The sequence below is a fragment of the Pseudomonas sp. IT-P218 genome, from assembly GCF_949767605.1.
In the GTDB taxonomy this organism is placed as follows: domain Bacteria; phylum Pseudomonadota; class Gammaproteobacteria; order Pseudomonadales; family Pseudomonadaceae; genus Aquipseudomonas; species Aquipseudomonas putida_AE.
On sequence record NZ_CATKQQ010000096.1, the window covers coordinates 144,753 to 167,355 of the forward strand.

Annotated in this window: 20 protein-coding genes; 11 read left to right on the forward strand and 9 right to left on the reverse strand. The window is 62.1% G+C overall.

Annotated features, from left to right (window positions below; translation table 11 throughout):
• Window positions 1-216: 216 nt before the first annotated feature.
• From ACM6I6_RS29805 to ACM6I6_RS29820, 4 genes are all read left to right on the forward strand, one after another.
• Window positions 217-2,601 carry a 7TM diverse intracellular signaling domain-containing protein gene (locus ACM6I6_RS29805; protein ID WP_414921170.1) on the forward strand — a complete coding sequence of 795 codons (2,385 nt, stop codon included), beginning with the start codon at window positions 217-219 and terminating at the stop codon, window positions 2,599-2,601.
• Between the two features lie 74 nt (window positions 2,602-2,675).
• Window positions 2,676-4,325 carry an acyl-CoA dehydrogenase family protein gene (locus ACM6I6_RS29810; RefSeq protein ID WP_414921171.1) on the forward strand — a complete coding sequence of 550 codons (1,650 nt, stop codon included), beginning with the start codon at window positions 2,676-2,678 and terminating at the stop codon, window positions 4,323-4,325.
• A gap of 149 nt (window positions 4,326-4,474) precedes the next feature.
• A complete protein-coding gene (gene amn / locus ACM6I6_RS29815; RefSeq protein WP_274074474.1) occupies window positions 4,475-5,974 on the forward strand; it encodes an AMP nucleosidase in 1,500 nt (499 codons plus the stop codon).
• A gap of 69 nt (window positions 5,975-6,043) precedes the next feature.
• The gene (locus ACM6I6_RS29820; RefSeq protein WP_414921172.1) at window positions 6,044-6,679 is read left to right on the forward strand and encodes a pseudouridine synthase; all 636 of its coding nucleotides are present in this window, start codon (window positions 6,044-6,046) and stop codon (window positions 6,677-6,679) included.
• On the opposite strand, the gene ACM6I6_RS29825 is transcribed toward ACM6I6_RS29820, so the two are convergent.
• The gene (locus ACM6I6_RS29825) at window positions 6,674-6,883 is read right to left on the reverse strand and encodes a DUF2788 domain-containing protein (protein ID WP_046815823.1); all 210 of its coding nucleotides are present in this window, start codon (window positions 6,881-6,883) and stop codon (window positions 6,674-6,676) included. The two genes, ACM6I6_RS29820 and ACM6I6_RS29825, sit on opposite strands and share 6 nt — an antisense overlap.
• 197 nt (window positions 6,884-7,080) lie before the next feature.
• Complete coding sequence (locus ACM6I6_RS29830) at window positions 7,081-7,560, reverse strand: Lrp/AsnC family transcriptional regulator (protein ID WP_007894448.1); 480 nt, start codon at window positions 7,558-7,560, stop codon at window positions 7,081-7,083.
• A gap of 435 nt (window positions 7,561-7,995) precedes the next feature.
• Between ACM6I6_RS29830 and ACM6I6_RS29835 the strand changes: the two genes are divergently transcribed.
• Window positions 7,996-8,934, forward strand: coding sequence for a DUF6515 family protein (locus ACM6I6_RS29835; protein WP_414921173.1), 939 nt, complete (start codon window positions 7,996-7,998; stop codon window positions 8,932-8,934).
• Here ACM6I6_RS29835 and ACM6I6_RS29840 read toward each other — a convergent pair.
• On the reverse strand, window positions 8,916-9,824 hold the full coding sequence (locus ACM6I6_RS29840; protein ID WP_414921174.1) for a cation diffusion facilitator family transporter: 909 nt from the start codon (window positions 9,822-9,824) through the stop codon (window positions 8,916-8,918). The two genes, ACM6I6_RS29835 and ACM6I6_RS29840, sit on opposite strands and share 19 nt — an antisense overlap.
• 29 nt (window positions 9,825-9,853) lie before the next feature.
• A complete protein-coding gene (locus ACM6I6_RS29845) occupies window positions 9,854-10,273 on the reverse strand; it encodes a polyribonucleotide nucleotidyltransferase (RefSeq protein WP_274074478.1) in 420 nt (139 codons plus the stop codon).
• Between the two features lie 109 nt (window positions 10,274-10,382).
• On the opposite strand from ACM6I6_RS29845, the gene hrpB reads away from it, so the two are divergent.
• Window positions 10,383-12,902 (forward strand): ATP-dependent helicase HrpB, encoded by a 2,520-nt coding sequence (gene hrpB, locus ACM6I6_RS29850; RefSeq protein WP_414921175.1) that lies wholly within the window; start codon window positions 10,383-10,385, stop codon window positions 12,900-12,902.
• A 9-nt stretch (window positions 12,903-12,911) separates the two neighbouring features.
• On the opposite strand, the gene ACM6I6_RS29855 is transcribed toward hrpB, so the two are convergent.
• Window positions 12,912-14,000: an endonuclease/exonuclease/phosphatase family protein gene (locus tag ACM6I6_RS29855; protein WP_414921176.1), complete on the reverse strand. Its 1,089-nt coding sequence runs from the start codon at window positions 13,998-14,000 to the stop codon at window positions 12,912-12,914.
• 66 nt (window positions 14,001-14,066) lie between these two features.
• Window positions 14,067-14,741, reverse strand: coding sequence for a YciC family protein (locus tag ACM6I6_RS29860; protein WP_274074481.1), 675 nt, complete (start codon window positions 14,739-14,741; stop codon window positions 14,067-14,069).
• Between the two features lie 178 nt (window positions 14,742-14,919).
• Between ACM6I6_RS29860 and ACM6I6_RS29865 the strand changes: the two genes are divergently transcribed.
• The 3 genes from ACM6I6_RS29865 to ACM6I6_RS29875 all read left to right on the forward strand — a co-directional run bounded on the left by ACM6I6_RS29865 (window position 14,920) and on the right by ACM6I6_RS29875 (window position 16,926).
• Complete coding sequence (locus ACM6I6_RS29865) at window positions 14,920-15,690, forward strand: DUF2076 domain-containing protein (RefSeq protein WP_414921177.1); 771 nt, start codon at window positions 14,920-14,922, stop codon at window positions 15,688-15,690.
• A 116-nt stretch (window positions 15,691-15,806) separates the two neighbouring features.
• Window positions 15,807-16,298: an NYN domain-containing protein gene (locus ACM6I6_RS29870; protein ID WP_178134372.1), complete on the forward strand. Its 492-nt coding sequence runs from the start codon at window positions 15,807-15,809 to the stop codon at window positions 16,296-16,298.
• Window positions 16,299-16,320: 22 nt separating this feature from the next.
• Window positions 16,321-16,926 carry a 3'-5' exonuclease gene (locus ACM6I6_RS29875; protein ID WP_323608326.1) on the forward strand — a complete coding sequence of 202 codons (606 nt, stop codon included), beginning with the start codon at window positions 16,321-16,323 and terminating at the stop codon, window positions 16,924-16,926.
• Between the two features lie 129 nt (window positions 16,927-17,055).
• Here the strand turns inward: ACM6I6_RS29875 and ACM6I6_RS29880 are convergent, their stop codons facing one another.
• A complete protein-coding gene (locus ACM6I6_RS29880; RefSeq protein WP_414921178.1) occupies window positions 17,056-17,514 on the reverse strand; it encodes an Lrp/AsnC family transcriptional regulator in 459 nt (152 codons plus the stop codon).
• Between the two features lie 164 nt (window positions 17,515-17,678).
• On the opposite strand from ACM6I6_RS29880, the gene yedA reads away from it, so the two are divergent.
• Together yedA and ACM6I6_RS29890 are read left to right on the forward strand one after the other, a co-directional pair.
• Window positions 17,679-18,608, forward strand: coding sequence for a drug/metabolite exporter YedA (gene yedA, locus ACM6I6_RS29885; protein WP_323608324.1), 930 nt, complete (start codon window positions 17,679-17,681; stop codon window positions 18,606-18,608).
• A gap of 65 nt (window positions 18,609-18,673) precedes the next feature.
• Entirely contained in the window at window positions 18,674-20,014 is a 1,341-nt protein-coding gene (locus tag ACM6I6_RS29890; RefSeq protein ID WP_414921179.1) for a DEAD/DEAH box helicase, read from the forward strand.
• Between the two features lie 134 nt (window positions 20,015-20,148).
• On the opposite strand, the gene ACM6I6_RS29895 is transcribed toward ACM6I6_RS29890, so the two are convergent.
• Both ACM6I6_RS29895 and ACM6I6_RS29900 read right to left on the reverse strand, forming a co-directional pair.
• Window positions 20,149-21,390 carry a TIGR03862 family flavoprotein gene (locus ACM6I6_RS29895; protein WP_414921180.1) on the reverse strand — a complete coding sequence of 414 codons (1,242 nt, stop codon included), beginning with the start codon at window positions 21,388-21,390 and terminating at the stop codon, window positions 20,149-20,151.
• Window positions 21,391-21,681: 291 nt separating this feature from the next.
• A complete protein-coding gene (locus ACM6I6_RS29900; RefSeq protein WP_414921181.1) occupies window positions 21,682-22,602 on the reverse strand; it encodes a histone deacetylase in 921 nt (306 codons plus the stop codon).
• Between the last annotated feature and the right edge of the window lies 1 nt (window position 22,603).

The following is a 22,603-nucleotide window of genomic DNA, read 5'->3' on the forward strand; positions in this document are numbered from 1 at the left end:
GGCAGCTCCTACATGGGGCGCGGGCTCTATCTCAATAATCTTCGCTGGAACGCCCGTGCTAGAGCCTTTGTAGGAAAAATTTTGGTAGTGCTCATTAGCCATCAACGGCTATGCTAGAGTGGATCCAAACCAATAACAGGTATCACCGGTCTTACGTCTACTCAAAAGGAATGGGGGGCTTCCTGACAGGACCGGACAGGCCACGCTGGGGCATGAATGCGCTATTTGCTGATGTTTGTGTTGTGTTTGCCCCTCTTGGCGAACGCCGTTGAGTTCAATGAACTCACCCAAAGCCTTCCCCTCGGGCGAACCCTGCAAGTGTTTGAAGATGTCGGTGGTCAGTTGACCGTCGCGGATGTCCGTGCGCAGGCCGCGGCCGGCAACTTCAAGGCGCATGATAAAGCCACCCTCAACGCCGGTTACTCGCGTTCGGTGTTCTGGCTGAAAATCGATCTGCATTACCGCCCGACCAACCCGGCTGCGCAAAGGACCTGGCTGCTGGAATTGGCGTACCCACCGCTCGATCACCTCGACCTGTATCTGCCTGATGCAAGCGGAAACTATGAATTGGCCAGGCAAACCGGCGATGCCTTGCCGTTCGACAGTCGCGAAATCCGCCAGAACAACTACCTGTTCACTGTGGATTTTACCCCTGACCAGGCGCAAACCCTGTACCTGCGCCTGCAAAGCCAGGGGTCGATCCAGGCGCCGGTCACGCTGTGGTCCAGCACGGCGTATCTCGAAGACCAGCCGGTGCGCCTCTATGTGCTGGGGCTTATCTACGGTGTACTGCTGGGGATGCTGGTCTACAACCTGTTCATCTACCTCAGCGTGCGCGATACCAGCTACCTCTACTACATCTTCTACATCGCCTCGTTCGGCTTGTATCAGCTGTCGGTGAACGGCGCCGCCGTGCAGTACTTCTGGCCAGACAATCCCTGGTGGGCCAACGCCTCGACGCCGTTTTTCATCGGTTGCGCCGGGTTGTTCGGCAGCCAGTTCGCCCGCAGCTTCCTGCAGACCGCTACCCTCAGCCGCTGGATGGACCGCTTGCTGTTGGCGTTGGTGGCGTTCGGCGCGTTGGTAGTCGGGTTGTCCCTGATGACCAGCTACGCCCTGGCGTTGCGCCTGGCCACGACCCTGGCACTGACTTTCACGGTGGTGATCTTTGCCGCGGGGATTTTTGCCTGGCTGCGTGGCTTGCGGGTCGCGCGATATTTCATCATCGCCTGGTCGGCGTTTCTGCTCGGCGGCATCATCAATACCTTGATGGTGCTGGGTTACCTGCCGAACGTGTTCCTGACCATGTACTCCAGCCAGATTGGCTCGGCCATCGAAGTGGCGCTCCTGTCCATGGCCCTGGCCGACCGCATCAACGCCATGCGCGAGCAGCAGGCGCAAACCCTGCTCGAGGCGGGGCAAAAGCTTGAGGTGCTTAACCAGCAACTGGCGCACAGCAACAAGCTCAAGGACGAATTCCTCGCCACCCTGACCCACGAGTTGCGCACACCCATGAATGGCGTGATCGGGTCGCTGGAGCTGATGCAGACCGTCGAGATGGATCCTGAGCTGGAGCAATATCAGCAAACGGCCGCGGGGTCGGCGCGGGACATGATGCGTATGGTCAATGGCATTCTCACCCTCACCGAGTTGCAGGCGGGCAAGCTCCAGGCGACCCCGTCCACCTTCAGTTTGCGCGCCGTGGTCGAGGCCTTGCGCGCACAGTTCGACGGCAATGCCTCGAGCAAATCGCTGGACTTCAAGGTCGACGTGGCACCGGGTGTGCCGGATCGCCTGCACGGCGACAGCGCCAAGTTGGCGCAATGCCTGGAGTGCCTGCTGGATAACGCCATCAAGTTCACCCGGGTCGGCGGACTGGCGCTGCGGGTCACGGGGAAAACGCTCAACCCCGAGCGACTGGCGTTGTCCTTTGCGGTGATCGACACCGGTATCGGCTTCACCGACCTTGGGGAGGCGACGATGTATCAGCGCTTCTTCCAGCTCGACGGTTCGATGACGCGCGAGTACGGCGGGCTGGGTGTCGGCCTGGCCATCTGCCGACAATTAGTGGAGCTGCTTGGCGGGCGCCTGACACACCGCTCCGAGCCTGGGCGTGGCAGCCGGTTTCAGCTTGACGTCGAATTTGACCTGCCGGCACCGGAGCGGTCTGCCACGCCACTCGCGATGCGGCAGTTGGCACAAATGCGCCTGCCCCAGGATTGCAGCGTATTGCTGGTGGATGACAGCAACGTCAATCAGTTGGTGATGCGCGGTATGTTGCTCAAGCTCGGATTCCGTGTGCGCACGGCTGACAGCGGTCACGCCGCGCTCGATTTGCTGCAGCGTGAATCGTTCGATGCGGTGCTGGTCGATTGTCAGTTGCAGTCTTTGGACGGCGTTTCCGTGTGCTGCGAGATCCGGGCAATGCCCGGTTGCGCGCAACTGCCGGTGTTCATGATAGCCCTGGGTACCGACCGGGAGCGCTGCCCGAGCGGCGCGCAGATCGACCATTTGAGCAAACCGGTGAAGTTCGAGGACTTGCAAGCCGCGCTTTATCGTCGAGTGCTCTGTACTGAACAGGGCGAAAGTGCCGACAGTTAGGCAGATATGACACTTTTTTCGGCCAAGGGGCGGTGCTTAACTGAAGTCCCTTGGCTGACCAAAGGAGCCCCGTCATGAACCTGCATCAGTTCGCCGAAACCCACGAAGTCACCAACCAGCCGCCCTCGCTGGACGGCGCCAACCTGTACCGCATCGACTTGGCTCTTCAGGAATGGTCGCGGCGCTTTGGGGCCGGTTGGGCCGAATCGCGGATTGACGCATACGGAGCGCTGGCCGGCGGACCATTGATGGAAGCTGGCTTTCTGGCCAACCAGAACAAACCGGTGTTCAGCAGCCATGACCGCTACGGTCATCGCATCGACCTGGTGGAGTTTCATCCGGCCTATCACGAGTTGATGCGCACGGCGGTCGGCCATGGCCTGACTTCGTTGCCCTGGGCTCATCCGCAGGACGGTGCCCATGTCGCCCGCGCCTCCATGACGTACTTGCACAGTCAGGCCGAAGCCGGCAGTGGCTGCCCGCTGACCATGACGTTTGCCAGTGTTCCGGCGATGCGCCTGCAACCGGACCTGGCAGATCAATGGCTGCCAAAGATTCTGTCCACCGAGTATGACCCGCGCAATGTCGGCATGGCCCACAAGGCCGGCGTCACGATCGGCATGGCGATGACCGAGAAGCAAGGCGGCACCGATGTCCGCGCCAACACCACCAAGGCTTATCCGGTGGGTGCCGGCGGCCCTGGCCAGGCGTACGAACTGGTGGGGCACAAGTGGTTCTGTTCGGCGCCCATGTGCGATGCCTTCCTGACGCTGGCGCAGACGGACAAGGGGCTGACCTGTTTCCTGCTGCCGCGGCATCGTCCGGACGATACGCGCAATCAGTTCTACATCCAGCGCCTGAAAAACAAACTCGGCAACTGCTCCAACGCTTCCAGCGAAGTGGAGTTTCGCGGTGCCCTGGCGTGGATGGTCGGTGAAGAGGGGCGCGGCGTGCCGACGATCATCGAGATGGTCGCCATGACCCGTTTCGATTGCATGGTCGGCTCAAGTTCGTTGATGCGCCAGGCACTGACCCAGGCCAGCCATCATTGCGCCCACCGCAGCGTTGGCGGCAAGTTGCTCAGTGAACAGCCCTTGATGCAGAACGTGCTGGCCGACCTGGCGCTGGAAAGCGAGGCCGCCCTGGCCTTGAGCCTGCGCATGGGCCAGGCGCTGGATCATCTGGAAAACGCACAGGAAGCGAAGTTCGCCCGGCTGGTGACGGCGGTGGGCAAGTACTGGATCTGCAAACGCGCGCCGGCCATGATCAACGAAGCCGCCGAGTGCATGGGCGGCGCGGGATACGTCGAAGACAGCATCCTGCCACGCCTTTACCGCGAGGCCCCGGTGAACTCGACATGGGAAGGCTCCGGCAACGTGCAATGCCTCGATGTGCTGCGCGCCCTGTCCAAGGAGCCGGGTGTGCTCGATGCGCTGTTCAGCGAGTTGGGCGATGGTCATGGCGACAAACGCCTGGCCGCGCACATCAGCCAGCTGCAGAGCGCTTTCAAGGACACCAGCGACATTCAGTACCGTGCGCGGCAATTGACCGAGGATATTGCGCTTGGGTTACAGGCCAAGCTGTTGCTGGAGGCGGGGAACGCGGCGGTGAGTGACGGGTTTATCGCCAGTCGTTTGAAGGGTGGCGGCCGGGTTTACGGTGGGTTGCCGCGAGGAGTGGATGTGGAGGCGATAGTCGCCCGGTCCACCCCGCAAGGATTCTGAACTCAGGTTCATGAACACTACAAAACCATTGTGGGAGCGGGCTTGCTCGCGAAGGCGGACTGTCAGTCAACATCAATGTTGAAAGGGACACCGCTTTCGCGAGCAAGCCCGCTCCCACAGGGTTCCCGTGAAGCGACGATACAGGCAAGATGAAGGCCTGCAAGTCAGAACACAGGATGCTGATCGTGACCGAAGCTTTTATTGTCGTTCAAACCGCCGAGCAAGCTGTAGACCGGCTTGCGCTCTTGCACAATCGTGCAACCACCGCGCTGAACCAGGCGCTCAAGCGTTATCTCAAGGATCGTGTCGAGCCGGACGCCGAACAACGGGCGATGTTTCGTTATCCCGAACTGCGTCTGACCTACCACTGCCAGGGCGAAGTCCCGCAGACCACACGCGCCTACGCCAAGGTCCAGTTGCCGGGCACCTACAGCGTCACCGTCACCCATCCCGCCGCGTTCCGTAAATACCTGCTGGAGCAGCTCGTGCCCTTGATGCACGACTTCACCGTGACCGTGGAAGTCGGTGTCAGCCAGCAGAACATTCCTTATCCGTACGTGGTCGAGCAGGGCGATGAGTTGGCCGGTTCCGGTGTCACCGCCGCCGTGCTGGCGCGGGTGTTCCCGAGTACCGACCTGTCGGCGGCGACCGACGGTATTGCCGACGGTTTGTACGATTGGGAAAACACCGATCCGCTGCCCCTGGCGCTGTTCGATGCCGCCCGGGTGGATTTTTCCCTGCGCCGCCTGGTGCATTACACCGGCAGCGACTGGCGGCATGTACAGCCGTGGATCCTGCTGACCAACTATCACCGTTACGTCGACCAGTTCATCGTCCATGGCCTGGAGCAATTGCGCAACGACCCGCGCTTCGTGCGCATGGTGCTGCCGGGTAACGTGATCATCGAAAAGAGCATGGATCACGGCGAAGCCTCGGCGATTGCCGCTGGCGTGGTCTGGCATCGCTACCAGATGCCGGCCTACCACCTGATCGCCACTGACGGTCACGGCGTGACCCTGGTCAATATCGGCGTCGGTCCGTCCAACGCCAAGAACATCACTGACCACCTGGCGGTGCTGCGTCCGCATTGCTGGCTGATGATCGGCCACTGTGGTGGCCTGCGCCAGTCGCAGACCATTGGCGACTACGTGCTGGCTCACGCCTATATGCGCCGTGACGGCATTCTCGACCGGGTGGTGCCGCCGAACATTCCGATTCCGGCCTTGGCCGAAGTGCAGCTTGCGCTTCAGCAGGCAGCGGCCAACATCACCGGCGAGAAGGGCGACGAACTGAAAAAGCGCCTGCGCACCGGCACCGTACTGACTTACGACGATCGTAACTGGGAGCTGCGCTGGGCCCAGGAGCGGCCGCTGATCAACCTGTCCCGCGCGGTGGCGGTGGACATGGAAAGCGGCACGATCGCAGCCCAGGGTTATCGCTTGCGGGTACCTTACGGCACGCTGCTGTGCGTGTCGGACAAACCCCTGCACAGCGAGATCAAGTTGCCAGGTTCGGCCAACGCCTTCTACGAACGCGCGGTCAGCCAGCACTTGAAAATCGGCATCGAAGCCGTGGATCTGCTGCGCACCGAGCTCAACTCGTTGCACTCGCGCAAGCTGCGCAGCTTCGACGAGCCGCCATTCCGCTGATTTGGCGATGGTCATTTAACGGTCGGGCTACTAGCATTGGCAGCCCTGACCGTTAGATGTTTGTCCGCCATGTCCCGTCCGCCACGTCCTGTTTCCCGCCGCCCTGGCGCAAAGCCATCCCCCACAGCCCCGCGCCGTGTCGCCAAGGCGCCGCCGGCCGCGCCCAAGTTGATCCTGTTCAACAAGCCCTTCGATGTGCTGACGCAATTCAGCGATGCAGAAGGGCGCGCGACCCTCAAGGACTACATCGACATTCCGGGGATCTACCCCGCCGGACGGCTGGACCGCGACAGCGAAGGCCTGCTGCTGCTGACCAACGACGGCCAATTGCAGGCGCGCATCGCCGACCCGAAACACAAACTGGCCAAGACCTACTGGGTGCAGGTCGAAGGCGAGCCGAGCGCCGAGCAGTTGCAGCGCTTGCGTGACGGTGTCGAATTGATCGATGGCATGACCCTGCCTGCCGAGGCGCGGCAACTGGATGAGCCGCAGTTGTGGCCGCGCAACCCGCCGGTACGCTTTCGTAAAAGTGTGCCGACCTATTGGCTGGAGCTGGTGATTCGCGAAGGCCGCAACCGGCAGGTGCGCCGCATGACCGCGGCGGTCGGGTTGCCGACGTTGCGGCTGGTGCGGGTCAGGATCGGTGACTGGTCGATCGAGGGGCTCGATCAGGGCCAGTGGAAAGAGGTGCCGGCGCGCTTATAAAGTGCCGGTTTCGATCAGGCCGATCACCACGCTCTTGATGACGAATGCCGCCACGCCAAGCCCCAGCACGAAAAACAGGATGAACGAGCCGAACCGCCCGGCCTTGGACTTCTTCGCCAGATCCCAGACGATGAAACCCATGAAAATGATCAGGATGCTGACCAGGCCGGTCATCATCCACTCTTCAAAAACTGCAGGATCCATTGAACATCTCCGCGCGGGCGAGGCTGAAAGGGCGCGCGGAGTATACGCCAATGGACATTGGCTGGGAGTTGACCTGCGGCAGTGTGTCGCAGCTATTCGTCGCCTGTGCTGGCCCCTTCGCTGGCAAGCCAGTTCCTACAATGAATCTCCAGCGCAAATGAAACCCTGTAGGAGCTGGCTTGCCAGCGAAGGCGTCCTCAACTGCGCAGATGGGTCAAAGGCAATTCGGTGCTATTCAACACCTGGTTCAACACAAAACTCGAACGCACACTGGTCACCCCCTCAATCCGTGTCAGGTGCCCCAGCAGCAATTTCTGATAATGGTCCATGTCCGGCACCACCACCTTGAGTTGGTAATCGGCATCCATCCCGGTCACCAGGCTGCATTCCAGTACCTGCGGCAAGGTGCGGATGGCGGCTTCGAAGTTTTCGAAGCGCTCCGGCGTGTGCCGGTCCATGCCGATCAGTACGTACGCCGTCAGGCTCAGGCCGAGCATTTTGCGGTCGAGCAGGGCCACCTGGCGGGTAATGTAGCCATCGTCCTCCAGTTGCTTGACCCGCCGAGAGCAGGGTGAAGGCGACAGGCCGATGCGTTCGGCCAGCTCCTGGTTGGAAATGCGCGCGTCACGCTGCAATTCAGCCAGAATGCTCAGGTCGTATCGGTCGAGTTTGCTCATCAAACGGTCCCTTGTCATAACTATTGCGACAGATTATCTATCCAGGGTTAAAAATTGCGCAAGTGATGTTTATTTCAGCAATCTTCGCAATCCTCTGCCGGTGCTCCAGGCCTATTCTTATCACCAGAATCACTGCTCGGACAAACAGTCCAATGCGGCCCGCCGAATCAGGCCCGCCGCGGTCGCCACCCCCACAGGGGATGTGCTGGCCCCCGAGCTGCACACTGTCCAGAAGACGGCGTGAGGTGAGCCGACGTCAAAAGCGTCGAGCACGGACGAAGTTCTCAAGGGGAGGCCGACGGGTCTCCCCTTTTTCTTGGCCGCAATTTGCCGCCCGCCCTCAATAAATAAGTTGCGCGACTGATAACCTGTTGCAGAACCGGCCTGTGCATTTCCAGTCTTACGTACAGGCCCTGACCCGCATTGAGGAAAAGCATGAGATCGCGCATCTGGCGTTTGGCCGGTGTTGGTTTGTTATGTGTCAGTGTCAGCGCGCAATCGTTGGCCGATCAGCCGCAGAACCGCGGCCCCGAGGGTGGACAACACGGGGGCGGCGGGCATCAGGACAACGGCCAGAATCAGAATCCGCACAACAATAACCAAGGGCAAAGCCGTCCAGCGCCGGATTACAACAGCCGGGTGCGCTCGCCGCCACCACCGCCGCAACTGCCGGCCAATGACCTGCCCATCCAGCCTCGACCGGACACGGTACAACAGACTCAGCCGCCGCGGCGTGGTTACTATCAGGACGAGCCGCGGCGCAACGATCCCAACCAGCACTGGAATGGCTACATAGGCGCACCGTCCAATGACAGTAACCATTGGCAGGGTCGCCCCAGTGGCCACGGCAATGGATGGGGCCCCGGCCCGCAATATCGTCCGGGGCACGTGATCGACCGCTTCCCCGACCGCGACTACCGAGTGCCCTATGGGGGCCGGGATTACTACTACTCCGGCGGCTACTGGTATCGCCCGCAAGGTCCGCGTTATGTGGTGGTGCAGCCGCCGCGCGGGATTCGCATCCAGTATCTGCCCGATTACGCCCGTGAAGTCTGGATCGGTGGATCGTTGCTGTTCCTGGCGGCGGGGTCCTATTACGCCTATCAGGAAAGCACTCAGGATTACGTGGTGGTCGAGCCGCCCGGCCAACCGTTGGCGAGTGGCAATGGCTACGATGTGGAGGCCTATCCGGCCAGCGGCCAGTCACCGGAGCAGGTCAACCAGGATGGCTACGATTGCTACCGCTGGGCGGTCGAGCAGAGTGGTTTTGACCCGCGGGTCGATACTTATCAACCGGACCCGACGGTGGTGCAGACCTACCGCCAGGCCCAGGGCGGATGCCTGAGCAGTCGCGGTTATCGGGTGACGTTCTGAGCCCTGGCGGCCTTGACGACTTCCTGCGGATCCGCGTGCACCAGCACTTCGGCCCGCGGGTAGGCGGCATGAATTGCATCGGCGGCCTGATCGCTGATGCCGTGGGCGACTGACAGGGTCAGCTCCCCCGGCAACTCCAGGTGCAACTGCACAAACCACTGGTTGCCGGAAATCCGCGTACGCAAGTCATGGGCGCCTAGCACCCCCGGCACACTGCAGGCCAGTTCCAGCATGTGCTGGCTGACATCCGGCGGCAGCTCTTCGTCCATCAACACGGCAAAACTTTCCCTGGCAATCGTGATCGCGGTCCAGAGGATGTACGCGGCAATCCCCAGGCCGAACCAGGGGTCGACCCGATGCCAGCCAAACCCGGCGAGCACCAGCGCCACCAGGATGCTGCCATTGAGCAGCATGTCCGAACGGTAATGCAGGGAGTCGGCGCGCACGGCGTTGGAACCGGTGGCCTTGACTACTCGATGCTGCAACATCAGCAGCGCCAGGGTCAGGCCCAGCGAAAACACGATCACGCCGATGCTGATCCACGGTGCACCCACCGGTTCCGGATGCTTGAGCCGGTCCACTGCCTGTAGCGCAATCAACACCGCACTGCCGCCAATGAACAGCGCCTGGGCCATGCCTGCCAGCGACTCGGCCTTGCCATGTCCGTAACGATGGTCGTCATCGGCCGGGCGCAAGGCGTAGTGCACCGCCAGCAAGTTGAGCAGCGAGGTTACGCCGTCGAGTGCCGAGTCGGTCAACCCGGCGAGCATGCTCACCGACCCGCTCAGCCACCAGGCGATGGCTTTGGCGACGATCAGCGTGCAGGCCACCGCCACCGAGGCGCGGGTCGCCAGCCGCAGCAGGCGGGCATGTTCGTCGCTGGAGATCATGGGTGCGGATGTTCCTTGTCGTGCCCCGATTACGCGGCGGGTTGCAGGCCGAACATGGCCAGTTGCTGGGCGCTGCCCTTGGACTGGATCAGGCGTGGATCGTCCAGCGGCAAGCTGCGGCCCAGTTCACGCTGCAGGATAGACTGCAACTTGAGGTTATCGACCTTGCCGTCCGCGCCAATGGCGTCCTTGAGTTTTTCCGGATCGACCTGGGCCGTCTTGCCCGGTTCGAAGTAGATCGCACCCGTGGCGAAGTCCACGGCAAACGCGATCAGGCCGGGGATGATGTAGAACAGCAGGCCCACGGCATCGAGCACGGCAATGGCCGGGTCGATCTTGCCATCGATCTGGCCACGACGATCCGGATAGAAGATCGAACCGCAGGCAGTCAGTTGGGTCAGCAGGGTCGCGACCAGAACGCCGCCGATCAGGCGAAAGGGAACACGCATATGAAATCTCCTGGGTAATCTCAAAACGAAGCGTCGTCGATATGAATTAGGACCGCAACGAACACTGGGCAGTTCGCCGTTATACTCGCGCCTCTGTTTGGGAGCCAGCATGATTTCTTTGCCGATTGATGAAGTTTTACCCGCCCTGCGTGAAGCCCTGGCGACACGCCACGAAGCCGTGCTCGAAGCACCGCCCGGCGCCGGTAAGACCACCCGTGTGCCCCTGGCCTTGCTCAACGAGCCTTGGCTGGCCGGGCAGACCGTCCTGATGCTTGAACCGCGCCGTCTGGCCGCGCGGGCAGCGGCGGAGCGCCTGGCCAGTGAACTGGGCGAGAAGGTCGGCGAAACCGTGGGTTATCGCATTCGGCTCGACAGCAAGGTCGGCCCCAACACCCGTATCGAAGTGGTCACCGAAGGCATTCTCACCCGGCGTCTGCAGGACGATCCGGCGCTGGAGGGCGTGGGCCTGTTGATCTTCGACGAGTTCCACGAGCGCAGCCTCGACGCCGATCTGGCGCTGGCCCTGAGCCTCAATGGCCGCGAACTGTTCCGCGACGATCAGCCGCTCAAAATCCTCTTGATGTCGGCCACCCTGGAAGGCGAGCGGCTGGCCGGGTTGCTGGACGACGCGCCAATCCTGCGCAGCGAAGGCCGCATGTACCCGGTGGCGATGCGCTGGGGTCGGCCGTTCCAGGCCGGTGAATTCATCGAACCACGGCTGGTGCAGACCATCCTCGAAGCCTTGAACGATGAAAGCGGCAGCGTGCTGGTGTTCCTGCCGGGGCAGGCCGAGATCCGTCGCGTGCATCAACAACTCGCCGATGCGCTGGGCGATAACCCTCAGGTCCTGCTCTGCCCGTTGCACGGTGAACTGGACCTCGCCGCGCAACGGGCGGCGATCGATCCGGCGCCGCCAGGCCAACGCAAAGTGGTGCTGGCCACCAACATCGCCGAGACCAGCCTGACCATCGACGGCGTACGCGTAGTGATCGATGCCGGGTTGGCGCGGGTCCCGCGTTTCGACCCCGGCAGCGGCATGACCCGCCTCGACACCCAGCGTATTTCCAAGGCCAGCGCGACCCAGCGTGCGGGCCGGGCAGGGCGACTGGAACCGGGGGTGTGCTACCGCTTGTGGTCCCAGGATCAGCACGAACAATTGGCGGCTTATGGCAGTGCGGAAATACTCTCGGCGGATCTCGCCGGGTTGGCGCTGCAGCTGGCGCGTTGGGGCGTGACGCCGGGGCAGCTGGTTTGGCTTGATGTGCCGCCGACCGCCGCTTATGCACAGGCTCAGGACTTGCTGGTTCGTCTGGGCGCGTTGGATGGCGAAGCGCTGACCCGTCACGGTCAGGCCATGGCCGAACTGCCGGCGCATCCGCGCATCGCGCACTTGTTGTTACGAGGACAGGCGCTCGGCCTGGCCGACATGGCGTGCGATGTCGCGGCATTGCTTGGCGAGCGCGACATCTTGCGTGGCGCTGGCGCCGATTTGCACAGCCGCTTGGCCTTGCTGTCCGGCGAACAGCGCGCTTCCCGGGGTGCCCAGGGTGGCGTACAGCGCGCCCGGCAACTGGCGCGGCAGTATCGCGGTTATTTGCGCGGCAAGGCGTCGGAGCCGGTCAGCGACCTCGACCATCCGCGCTGGCTCGGGGCGTTACTGGCCTTGGCCTATCCCGACCGCGTCGCCCAGCAACGCCGTGCCGGCGGTGCCGAGTATCGCCTGGCCAACGGTCGTGCGGCGCTGTTTGCCGAAGCCGACAGCCTGATGAAGCAGCCGTGGCTGGTGATCGCCGATCTCGGCAGTCGTCAGGGCCAGCGTGAAGAGCGGATCTATCTGGCGGCGGATTTCGATCCGGCGTTGTTCGACTCGGTACTGGCCGAACAGGTGCGTTGCGTCGATCAACTGGACTGGGATGAGCGCGAAGGCGTGCTGCGGGCCGAGCGCCAACGCAAGGTCGGTGAGCTCATTCTCAGCCGCGAACCGCTCACCGGCCTCGATGAAAGCGCCCGCAGCCAGGCATTGGTGAATCTGGTGCGGCGCAAAGGCCTGGAGCTGTTGCCGTGGACCCCGGAGTTGCGCCAGTGGCAGGCACGGGTGGCGTTGTTGCGCCAGCTGGACCTGGGCAGCAAGGGTGAAAGCGAATGGCCTGATGTCAGCGACGCTGCGCTGCTGAACAACCTTGAGCACTGGTTGATGCCGTATCTGGGCAAAGTCTCGCGGCTCAGTCATTTCGCCAATCTCGACCTCTCGAGCATCGTTCACAACCTGTTGCCATGGCCACTGCCTCAACGGCTGGACGAGTTGGCGCCACACCACTTGAGTGTGCCATCGGGGTCATCGATTCGCCTGGACTACAGCGAGCAGACGCCGATCCTGGCGGTGCGCTTGCAGGAACTGTTCGGCCTGGCCGAAACCCCGCGCATCGCCGGTGGCCGGCAAGTGGTCAAGCTGCATTTGCTGTCCCCGGCGCGGCGGCCGGTGCAGGTGACCCAGGACCTCGCGAACTTCTGGCGCAGCACCTACGCCGAGGTGAAAAAAGACTTGAAGGGACGCTACCCGAAACATTACTGGCCGGACGACCCGCTGGTGGCCGAAGCCACGGCACGGATCAAGCCGCGCAAGCAATGACGCGACAAGCTACGGCGCGGCGGGCAGCAGGAACCGCGCAATCACCGGCAGGTGATCGGAGATGCGCAAGGTATCGTCCTGCCGGACCATCGCCTCAACCCGTTTGATCCGCGGGCTGTAGAACAGATAGTCGACGGTCCGGTCCGGGCCGTTCAACCCGGCATCGTTCGGGTAATGGGTCAGCCAGCGCGCGCGGTCGATCCCGCCGGACTCGTTATTGGTGGGGATCATCGGGTACTTGTCCCACAACAGATGCAGGGCGCTGTCGGCGGAGTAGGGGGTGCGCTGTTCGTTGGGCAGGCGCTGGTATTGCCCCAGCGGCAGCAGGTTGAAGTCGCCACCGATCAGCCAGGGCGTGCCGCGGCTTTCGAACTTGTCGAGGACCTTGGCCACGGCCGCGACCTGTGCCTGCAGCGTCTCGTCAGGTTGGCTCGCACGGTCCAGATGGGTGTTGAGGACCGCGAGCTGGCCACCGTCGCTCAAGGGCAGGTACGTCACCAGCAAGGCGTTTTTCGGTTGGAACTGGCGGCTGATCGGATTGGCCGAAGTGATCGGCAATTGCAGGCGCTCGGCGTGCTCGATCCGATAGCGGCTCAGGGTCGCCAACTGACGGCCGACGCTACCGAAAATATGCGGGTTGGGCACGAAGTCAGCCTTCCAGTCGAAGGCCTGGGCACTGCATGGGTAAAGGTCGGCGAGCCGCTCCTGCAACAGTTTGAGCTGGTTCTGGTAGTCGCTGGCCTTGGCGCCGTCATCGAGTTCCTGCAGCAGCACGACGTCCGGTTGCTCGTCACGAATCACGCGCGCCACTTCATCGAGGCTGAAGGCCATGTCTTCCGGCGTGGGGGAATCGTCGGTGCCGGCGGCCAGGTCATTCCAGAACACGTAACGCTTGCCCGCCAGGTACTGGACGTTCCAGGTCATGACCTTCAGTGCCTGGCCCGGTGCCAGGGTTGGTGCGAGGGTGGACGCCTGGGTGCAGCTGACTGGCGCTGATTCCCTGGCCTCGGGGCGCCAGGTCAGGCTGTAGACCGCCACGCCGGTCAAGCCGATGACGATCAACAATCCCAGCAAGGTGTAGCGCAGCAGTCGGGTCATGGCTCGGCTTATCGCGTTACGGAAGTTGACCCCGAGCATACCCGACTGACGGGCGGTCGCCCACGGTCAACGTGGCCCATCGATTTTTTCCGGCACCTCGCTGATCAGCATGAACAGGCGGAACAGTACCACGCTGGTGAACAGCTGCAGGAAGCTGTGGGCGCTGTCGATCAGCAGCGAGATCACCGGGTTCTGCGGCTCGGGGTACGCTGCCAATGTGGCGCCCTTGAGCAGCCACAAGGGCCCCATCACACACAGGATGCACACCAGGATGCGCATGAAATGGCCGCGGGTCAGGCGCAGGCTTTCCTTCATGGCCTGCAAGGGCGCCAGGCCGCGCAGCACCAGCAGGTACTCGCCGAAGGCCAGGGTCACCATCAGCCAGATGCCCGGCAGGAAGTACAGCGACAGGCCGAGCAGGATCAGCAGGGTGTTCAGGGCGGTCAGCAGGGCGAAACGCGGCCACAGATAAGCGGACCTCGACAGCAGCTCGCGATTGCTTGGCGATTCGCCACGGCTGCGGGCGTCGAGGAACAGGATCAGGGCGGCGGTGTACAGCGGATAGACCAGCAAGCCGACGATCACACTGATGCCCGGAAAACTGTCCGGCTCGGTGGAGCGGTCGACCACTTGTTGCAACAGGGCCTCGATGATCACCAACGGCAGGCACAGCTGCACGATCTGGCGCAGATTGCGTTTGAAGAAATACAAGGAGTCACGCAGTACATCGAACGGATTCATCAGTTGGTATCGCTGGTTGAAAGCAGTGGCCCACTTTAACCGATGAAACGCGGGAGGGCGCAAACGTAAACGTTCGGTAAAGGTCATTGAAACAACTTGTTTCAGCCTCCATTAAGGTCGGGCACCTTATCCTTTGAGGGTAAAGGCAACGATTTTCCCGGCAATCTACGAGGTCGCCATGAACAGCGAAGAACAAACCCTGATCGATGGACTGTTTTCCCGGCTGCAACAGGCCGAGGCGGACTCAGCCCCGCGCGACGCCCAGGCCGAGGCGCGGATCAAGGAACACCTGGTGCGCCAACCGGCGGCAGGTTATTTCATGACCCAGGCGATCCTGGTGCAAGAGGCGGCGATCAAGAGCCTCGACGGACAGAACAAACAACTGACGGCGCAAATCCAGCAATTGCAGGCCGAACTGCAACAGGCCAAGGCGCAAACGACAGCTGCGACGCCGAGCAGCGGTGGCTTTTTGTCGAGCATCTTTGGTGGCGGCAGCCGTGATCCGCAGCCTGCGCCCGTGCAATCGGCGCCGTCGAGTGGTGGCGGCTGGCGTGAGCCGGCACGGCCGTCGTTCAACGCACAGCCTCAGCAGCAGAACTTCGGTGCCTCTCCACAGCAGGGCTATGCACCCCAGCAACAGGCCCCAGCAGCGGCGGGCAGCGGCTTTCTCGGCGGGGCGCTGAAAACAGCGGCTGGTGTGGCGGGTGGCGTGATGCTGGCACAAGGTATCAGCAGCCTGTTCCACCACAACCAGCCAGCGCAGGAAGTCGTCGAAGTCATCAAGGAAGAACCGGCCCAGGTCAACGACCAGGGCAACACTGGCTGGGGCGATGACCAGCGCATGGCCGGCAATGATACCTACGGCAACGACCAGGGCGGTTTTGCCGACGCCGACTACAGCGATGACAGCTCATCGTTCTTCGGCGGCGACGACGACTCCTTCGTCTGATACGCCATTCGTCCGGGGCGCTGCGGCGCTCCGGGCCGATTATTCGCGAAACTCACCTCTTGGCTGGCATACTGGGCGACTTTTCGGGCCTGGTGCCTGATCCTGCCTGCGCGTTAATGAGGTGTCCGGTGAAAAAAATCGCAGTGTTCGCCGATGTCCAGAACCTCTACTACACCGTGCGCCAGGCTTATGGTTGCCACTTCAACTATGCCGCGTTGTGGGCTGACATCAGCAAGCAGGGCGAGATCGTCGAGGCCTACGCCTACGCGATCGATCGTGGCGACAGCAAGCAGCAGCAGTTCCAGCAGATCCTGCGCAACCTCGGTTTCACCGTGAAGCTCAAGCCCTATATCCAGCGCAGCGACGGATCGGCCAAGGGCGACTGGGACGTGGGCATCACCCTCGACATCATGGACGCGGCCGACCATGTCGATGAAGTGGTGCTGGCCTCCGGCGACGGTGATTTCGACATGCTGCTGGAGCGCATCATCAGCAAACACGGGGTGCAAGCGGTGGCCTACGGGGTGCCGGGCCTCACGGCCAATTCGCTGATCCGCGCCGCCAGCCGCTATGTGCCGATCGAAGGCGCGTTGCTGCTCAAGAATTGATTTTTACGGAGTTGAAACAGGTTTGGAACGCATAGCAGTCATCGACTTTGAAACCACCGGGATCTCTCCGAGCAGCAGCTGCCGGGCCACGGAAATTGCCGTGGTGATCCTCGAGCAAGGGCGCATCGTCGAGCGTTACCAGAGCCTGATGAACGCCGGCGTCCGCGTCCCGGGCTTCATCGAACAACTGACCGGTATCAGCAATGCCATGTTGCGCACTGCGCCTGCGGCGGAGCAGGTGATGAACGAGGTCAACGAGTTTGTCGGCACTACGCCACTGCTGGCGCACAACGCGGCGTTCGACCAGAAGTTCTGGGACTTCGAGCTGGGGCGAATCAAACGCACGCGCTTGCAGAACTTTGCCTGCTCGCTCCTGCTGGCGCGTCGCCTGATGCCTGCGGCACCGAACCACAAACTCGGCACCCTCACCACCTTCGCCAACCTGCCCCACACCGGCAAGGCTCACCGGGCCATGGCCGATGCCGAGATGGCGGCCAACCTGCTGACGCACCTGGCCGGGGAGTTGCGGCAAAAGCATGGGTTGAGTGAGTTGTCCCATGACTTGCTATGCAAGTTGCAGAAAGTGCCGGCAGCGAAAGTGGGTGAGCATCTCAAGCGCTATCGCTGATCCCGAGTCCTGCAAGTAACCCTTGTGGGAGCCAGCCTGCTGGCGATTACGGGGTGTCATTCAACCTCTTGGTTGGCTGATCCACCGCAATCGCCAGCAGGCTGGCTCCCACATTGAAATGGGTTGATGTCAGCCTTGTTTACAGTTGCCCTCGATATGCCCCAACGGCACACGCTTTTCGATGGCACTCGACAGCACAATCGACGTCTTGCTGAAACCAAACGTGGCAATCCGGTTGATCAACTCCTCCAGCTCCGGCATCGAAGCCACCGCCGCCTGCATGATCACGCACGGATCGCCGGTCACCCGGTGGCACTCAGTCAGCTGCGGGATCTTGATCAGGTCGTCGTAGGCCTTCTGATTGCCATGCTGGTTCAGGCGCAATTCGATCACGCACTGGATCGGCAGCCCGAGCTTGGCCATGTCGACTTTCGCCTGGTAGCCGGTGATCACGCCGCTGGATTCGAGTTTGGCCACGCGTTCGGCCACGGCCGGGGCGGAGAGGTTGACCTTGCGCGCCAGGTCGGCATATGACGCGCGACCATTTTCCAGCAGGGCGCTGAGCAGCATGCGGTCATATTTGTCCACGGTCGAACTCCTCAAAATAACGGACTTTCGAAAACACGGTTTATAGCGCTGAACTCCGTGTTTTGAAAAGTGTACTGATGCTTTAAACAGGTTTTGTAACTTATTTTCCCATGTCAGCCTTTCTAAAATAGCTGTTCACTTGTCCTGCCTGTGAGCTGCCCCCCATGCCTGGTCTACGTCGTTTTCCCTTACCGTTAATCGCTGCCTTTTTCGCGTTGTACGTGATTTGGGGCTCGACCTACCTGGTGATCCGCATCGGTGTGGAGTACTGGCCGCCGTTGCTGTTGGCGGGGATTCGCTTCGTGATCGCCGGGACGCTGATGTATGCCTTCCTGCGCTGGCGCGGAGCGCCGGCCCCGACCTGGGCGCAATGGAAAGCCGCCGGGATCATCGGTGTGTTGCTGCTGGCTTGCGGTAACGGCGGGGTTAGCCTGGCTGAACACACGGGCGTGGCGTCCGGTGTCGCCGCGCTGGCCGTGGCGACGGTGCCGCTGTTCACCTTGCTCTGTGGATATTTCTGGGGCGCGCGTAATACCCGTCTCGAATGGGCCGGGATTGCGCTCGGCATGATCGGCATTGCCATGCTCAACCTGGGCTCCAACCTGCAATCGAGTCCGCTGGGTGCGGCGTTGCTGATCTTTGCCGCGGCCACCTGGGCGTTCGGCTCGGTGTGGAGCAAACACTTGCCGTTGCCTCAAGGCGCCATGGCCAGCGCCGTGGAAATGCTGGTGGGCGGCGTGGTGTTGCTGATCGGTAGTGCCGTGAGCGGTGAACACCTGGAGCAGATGCCGCCCATCGAGGGCTGGGCGGCGCTGGCGTACCTGACCGTGTTCGGTTCGATCATTGCCTTCAATGCCTACATGTATCTGCTCAAGCATGTGCGTCCGGCGGCGGCCACCAGTTATGCCTACGTCAACCCGGCGGTGGCCGTGTTGCTGGGGATCGTGTTTGTCGGCGAAACCATCGGCATCGAGGAAGCGCTGGCCATGTTGGTGATCATCAGCGCCGTGGTGCTGATTGGCCTGCCGCAATGGCGCCGCACACCGGAACGGCCAGTGGTCAAGGCAGTGCCGACAGAATCCCGTGTGAATTAGGGTAAACTGCGCGGCATTGCACACTCCTTCTGCACAATCGCGCTGAATTTTCCTACGGTACTCCCATGACTTTCGCCACCCTTGGCCTGATCGAACCCTTGCTGCGCTCCCTTGAGACGCTCGGCTACCAGACTCCGACGCCGGTTCAGGCACAAGCCATTCCGGCGGTGCTGGCCGGTCGCGACCTGATGGCCGCCGCCCAGACCGGCACCGGTAAGACCGCCGGTTTCGCCTTGCCGCTTCTGCAGTTGCTGGCGATGGAAGGGCCGAAAGTCGCCGCCAACTCGGTGCGTGCGCTGATTCTGGTGCCGACCCGGGAGCTGGCCGAGCAGGTTCACGAAGCGGTGCGCCAATATGCCGAGAACCTGCCGCTGCGCACCTACGCGGTGTATGGCGGCGTCAGCATCAACCCGCAAATGATGAAGCTGCGTAGCGGTGTCGACCTGCTGGTGGCGACCCCGGGCCGTCTGCTCGACCTGTTCCGCCAGAACGCACTGAAGTTCAATCAGCTGCAAACCCTGGTGCTGGACGAAGCCGATCGCATGCTCGACCTGGGTTTCTCCGAGGAACTGGCGAATATCTACAAGGCGTTGCCGAAGAAGCGCCAGACCCTGCTGTTCTCCGCCACCTTCTCTGACGACATCCGCCTGCTGGCCGGGCAAATGCTCAATGATCCGCTGAGCATCGAAGTCAGCCCGCGCAACGTCGCCGCCAATACGGTCAAGCAGTGGATCGTGACGGTGGACAAGAAGCGCAAGCCGGAGCTGTTCGTGCACCTGATGCGCAAGGGCAAGTGGAAGCAGGTGCTGGTGTTCGCCAAGACCCGCAACGGCGTGGACGCGCTGGTGGAAAAACTCCAGGGCCTGGGCATCAACGCCGACGGCATTCACGGTGACAAGCCCCAGGCGACCCGTCAGCGCGCGCTGGACCGCTTCAAGCTCAGCGAAGTGCAGATCCTCGTTGCCACCGACGTCGCGGCCCGGGGCCTGGATATTGAAGACTTGTCACTGGTGGTCAACTTCGATTTGCCGATCGTGGCCGAGGATTACATCCACCGCATCGGTCGTACCGGGCGCGCGGGGGCGACCGGCGAGGCGATTTCCCTGGTGTGCGCCGATGAAGTGAATCTGCTGTCGGCCATCGAGATGTTGACCCGTCAGACGCTCAAGCGTCAGAACGAGCCGGACTTCGAGCCTGAGCATCGCGTGCCCGACACCGATGCCAGTGGCCAGGTGGTCAAGAAGCCGAAGAAACCGAAGAAGCCCAAGGCTTCGGGTGGTGGCGGTGGTAAACGCAATCTGGGCAAGTGGGTGGACAGCGGAGAGGTTGCGCCGGCGGAGCCTTCGATAAAACCTGTGCGCAAAGTGCCGGTGTTCAACACTGGGCCGCGTAAGCGCAAACCTTGATTAGCGGCGGCGTCTGTTAGGCCGTCATCGCCAGCAGGCTGGCTCCCACAGTGGACCTGTGTCGTACACAAATATTGTGTTCACAGAAGATCAATGCGGGAGCTAGCCTGCTGGCGATGGCGGCGCCGCGGTCTTCAGCCCTTGCGCTGTAACCACTCCACCATCCCCAACCCCGCTGCACGCCCACTGGCGAAACACGCGGTCAGCAGATAGCCACCCGTTGGCGCTTCCCAATCGAGCATTTCCCCAGCGCAAAACACCCCAGGCATTTGCTTGAGCATCAACCGCTCATCCATCGCCTCGAACAACACACCGCCGGCACTGCTGATGGCCTCATCCAGCGGTCGGGTTTTCACCAGTGTCATCGGCAACGCCTTGATCGCCTTGGCCAGCAATGCCATGTCGATAAAGGTGTCGGCAGATGTCAGCTCTCGCAACAGTGCCGCTTTCACCCCATCGATACCCAACTGGCTATGCAGATGCTTGGCCATCGAGCGTGATCCCCGTGGCTTGCTCAAGGCAGCCTGGACTTTATCCACAGGTCGTCCGGGCAGGAGATCGAGATGAACGGTCGCCGAACCGTACTGGTTGATGGCTTCACGGATCGGTGCCGACAAGGCATAGATCAAGCTGCCTTCAATCCCCGTGGCGGTAATCACACATTCACCGAGCCGCGGCACGTCGTCGTTGAGGCCGATGGCGATGTTTTTCAGCGGTGCGCCGGCGAATTTGCTGATCATCAAATCGCTCCAGGCCTGCACCTCGAAACCGCAATTACTCGGTTGCAGTGGTGCGAGTCCTACACCCTTTTGCTCCAGTGGCAGCATCCACGCGCCGTCCGAACCCAGGCGTGACCAACTGCCGCCGCCGAGGGCCAGCAACGTTGCATCAGGCGTTAAGGTTTTTTCACCTTCGGGGCTCGACACTTTCAGGCTGCCATCGGCATTCCAGCCGAGCCATCGATGGCGGGTGTGGATAACCACGCCACTGTCGCGCAGGCGCTTGAGCCAGGCGCGCAGCAGGGGCGCGGCCTTCATGTCGGTGGGAAAGACCCGCCCGGAACTGCCGACAAAGGTGTCGATGCCCAGGCCATGTATCCACTGGCATAACGCATCGGCACCGAAGGCGCGCAACAGCGGCGCAATCTGCGGTGCCCGTTCGGCGTAACGCGAAAGGAACGCCGGGTAGGCCTCGGAGTGGGTGATGTTCATGCCGCCTACGCCGGCCAGGAGGAATTTTCGCCCCACTGAAGGCATGCCGTCGTACAGGTCGACGTTGATCCCGGCCTGGCTCAAGACTTCAGCCGCCATCAGACCGGCGGGGCCGCCGCCGATGATGGCGACAGATGAAGGGGAGGAGGCGGAGTGCTGGGTCATGGCGTGCGCTGCGGTTCTGCGGAAGAGGGCGGGCATTCTAGCAGCCCCATCCCTTGTAGGAGCGAGCTTGCTCGCGATGGACGTTAACGATGACGCGCTCATCCTGAATTTATGCGGTGCCCTTGAGTCCATCGCGAGCAAGCTCGCTCCTACAGGGTTCAGAGGTCTATTCAGTGGCTGGTTAAAAAATAATCACTTCTCTGTAGCCTGCAGGTGGCATGGGCTGCAGTCCCTTTCACTCAGGTTATCCACAGGCAGTTCCACAGGCATTGTGGGTAAAGCATCCACAACTCAGTGACAGCCTGATGACTGCCAGACCCGCTGGGCGCTGTGATGGAGGATGCCGTGACGGCGGGCGAGGGCCCGGCGGTCCTTGCTGTAGCCGCCGCCAATCACGCCGACAACGGGAATGTCCCGACCCAGGCAATGGCGCATGACGGCTTCATCGCGGGCGGCGACGCCTTCGTCTGTCAGCTTCAGGTAACCGAGCGCGTCGTCCTTGTGCACATCGACACCCGCGTCGTACAGCACCAGGTCCGGCTGATAGAGGGGCAAGAGGTAGTTGAGCGCATCGTCCACCACCTTCAGGTAATCGGCATCGCCCATGCCGTTGGGGAGCGGGATGTCCCAGTCACTTTCGGCTTTGCGTGCAGGAAAGTTCTTCTCGCAGTGCAGGGAAACGGTCACGGCTTCCGGCGTGTTGTGCAGGATCCGCGCAGTCCCGTCGCCCTGATGCACATCGCAGTCGAAGATCAGCACCCTGTTCACCCGACCACTCTCCAGCAGGAATTGGCTGATCACCGCCAGGTCATTGAAGATGCAGAACCCGGCGGGGAAATCGTAATGCGCATGATGCGTGCCGCCCGCGAGATGGCAGGCCAGGCCATGTTCCAACGCCTGTTCCGCTGCCAGCAGCGAACCGCCCACCGCCCGCACCGTGCGCCGGGCCAGGGCTTCGCTCCACGGCAGGCCGAGGCGTCGCTGGTCCTCGCGGGACAAATCGCCGCTCATGTAGCGCTCGATATACGAAGGGTCATGGGCGAGCGCGAGAATCTGCGGCGGGCACAACTGTGGGCGCAGCAGGTCGGCGTCGCGAGTCAGGCCGCTGTCCACCAGGTGATCGCGCAGCAGGCGAAACTTGTCCATGGGGAAGCGGTGATCCGCCGGGAACTCGGGACTGTAGTCTTCGTGGTAGATCAGCGGCAGCGGCATG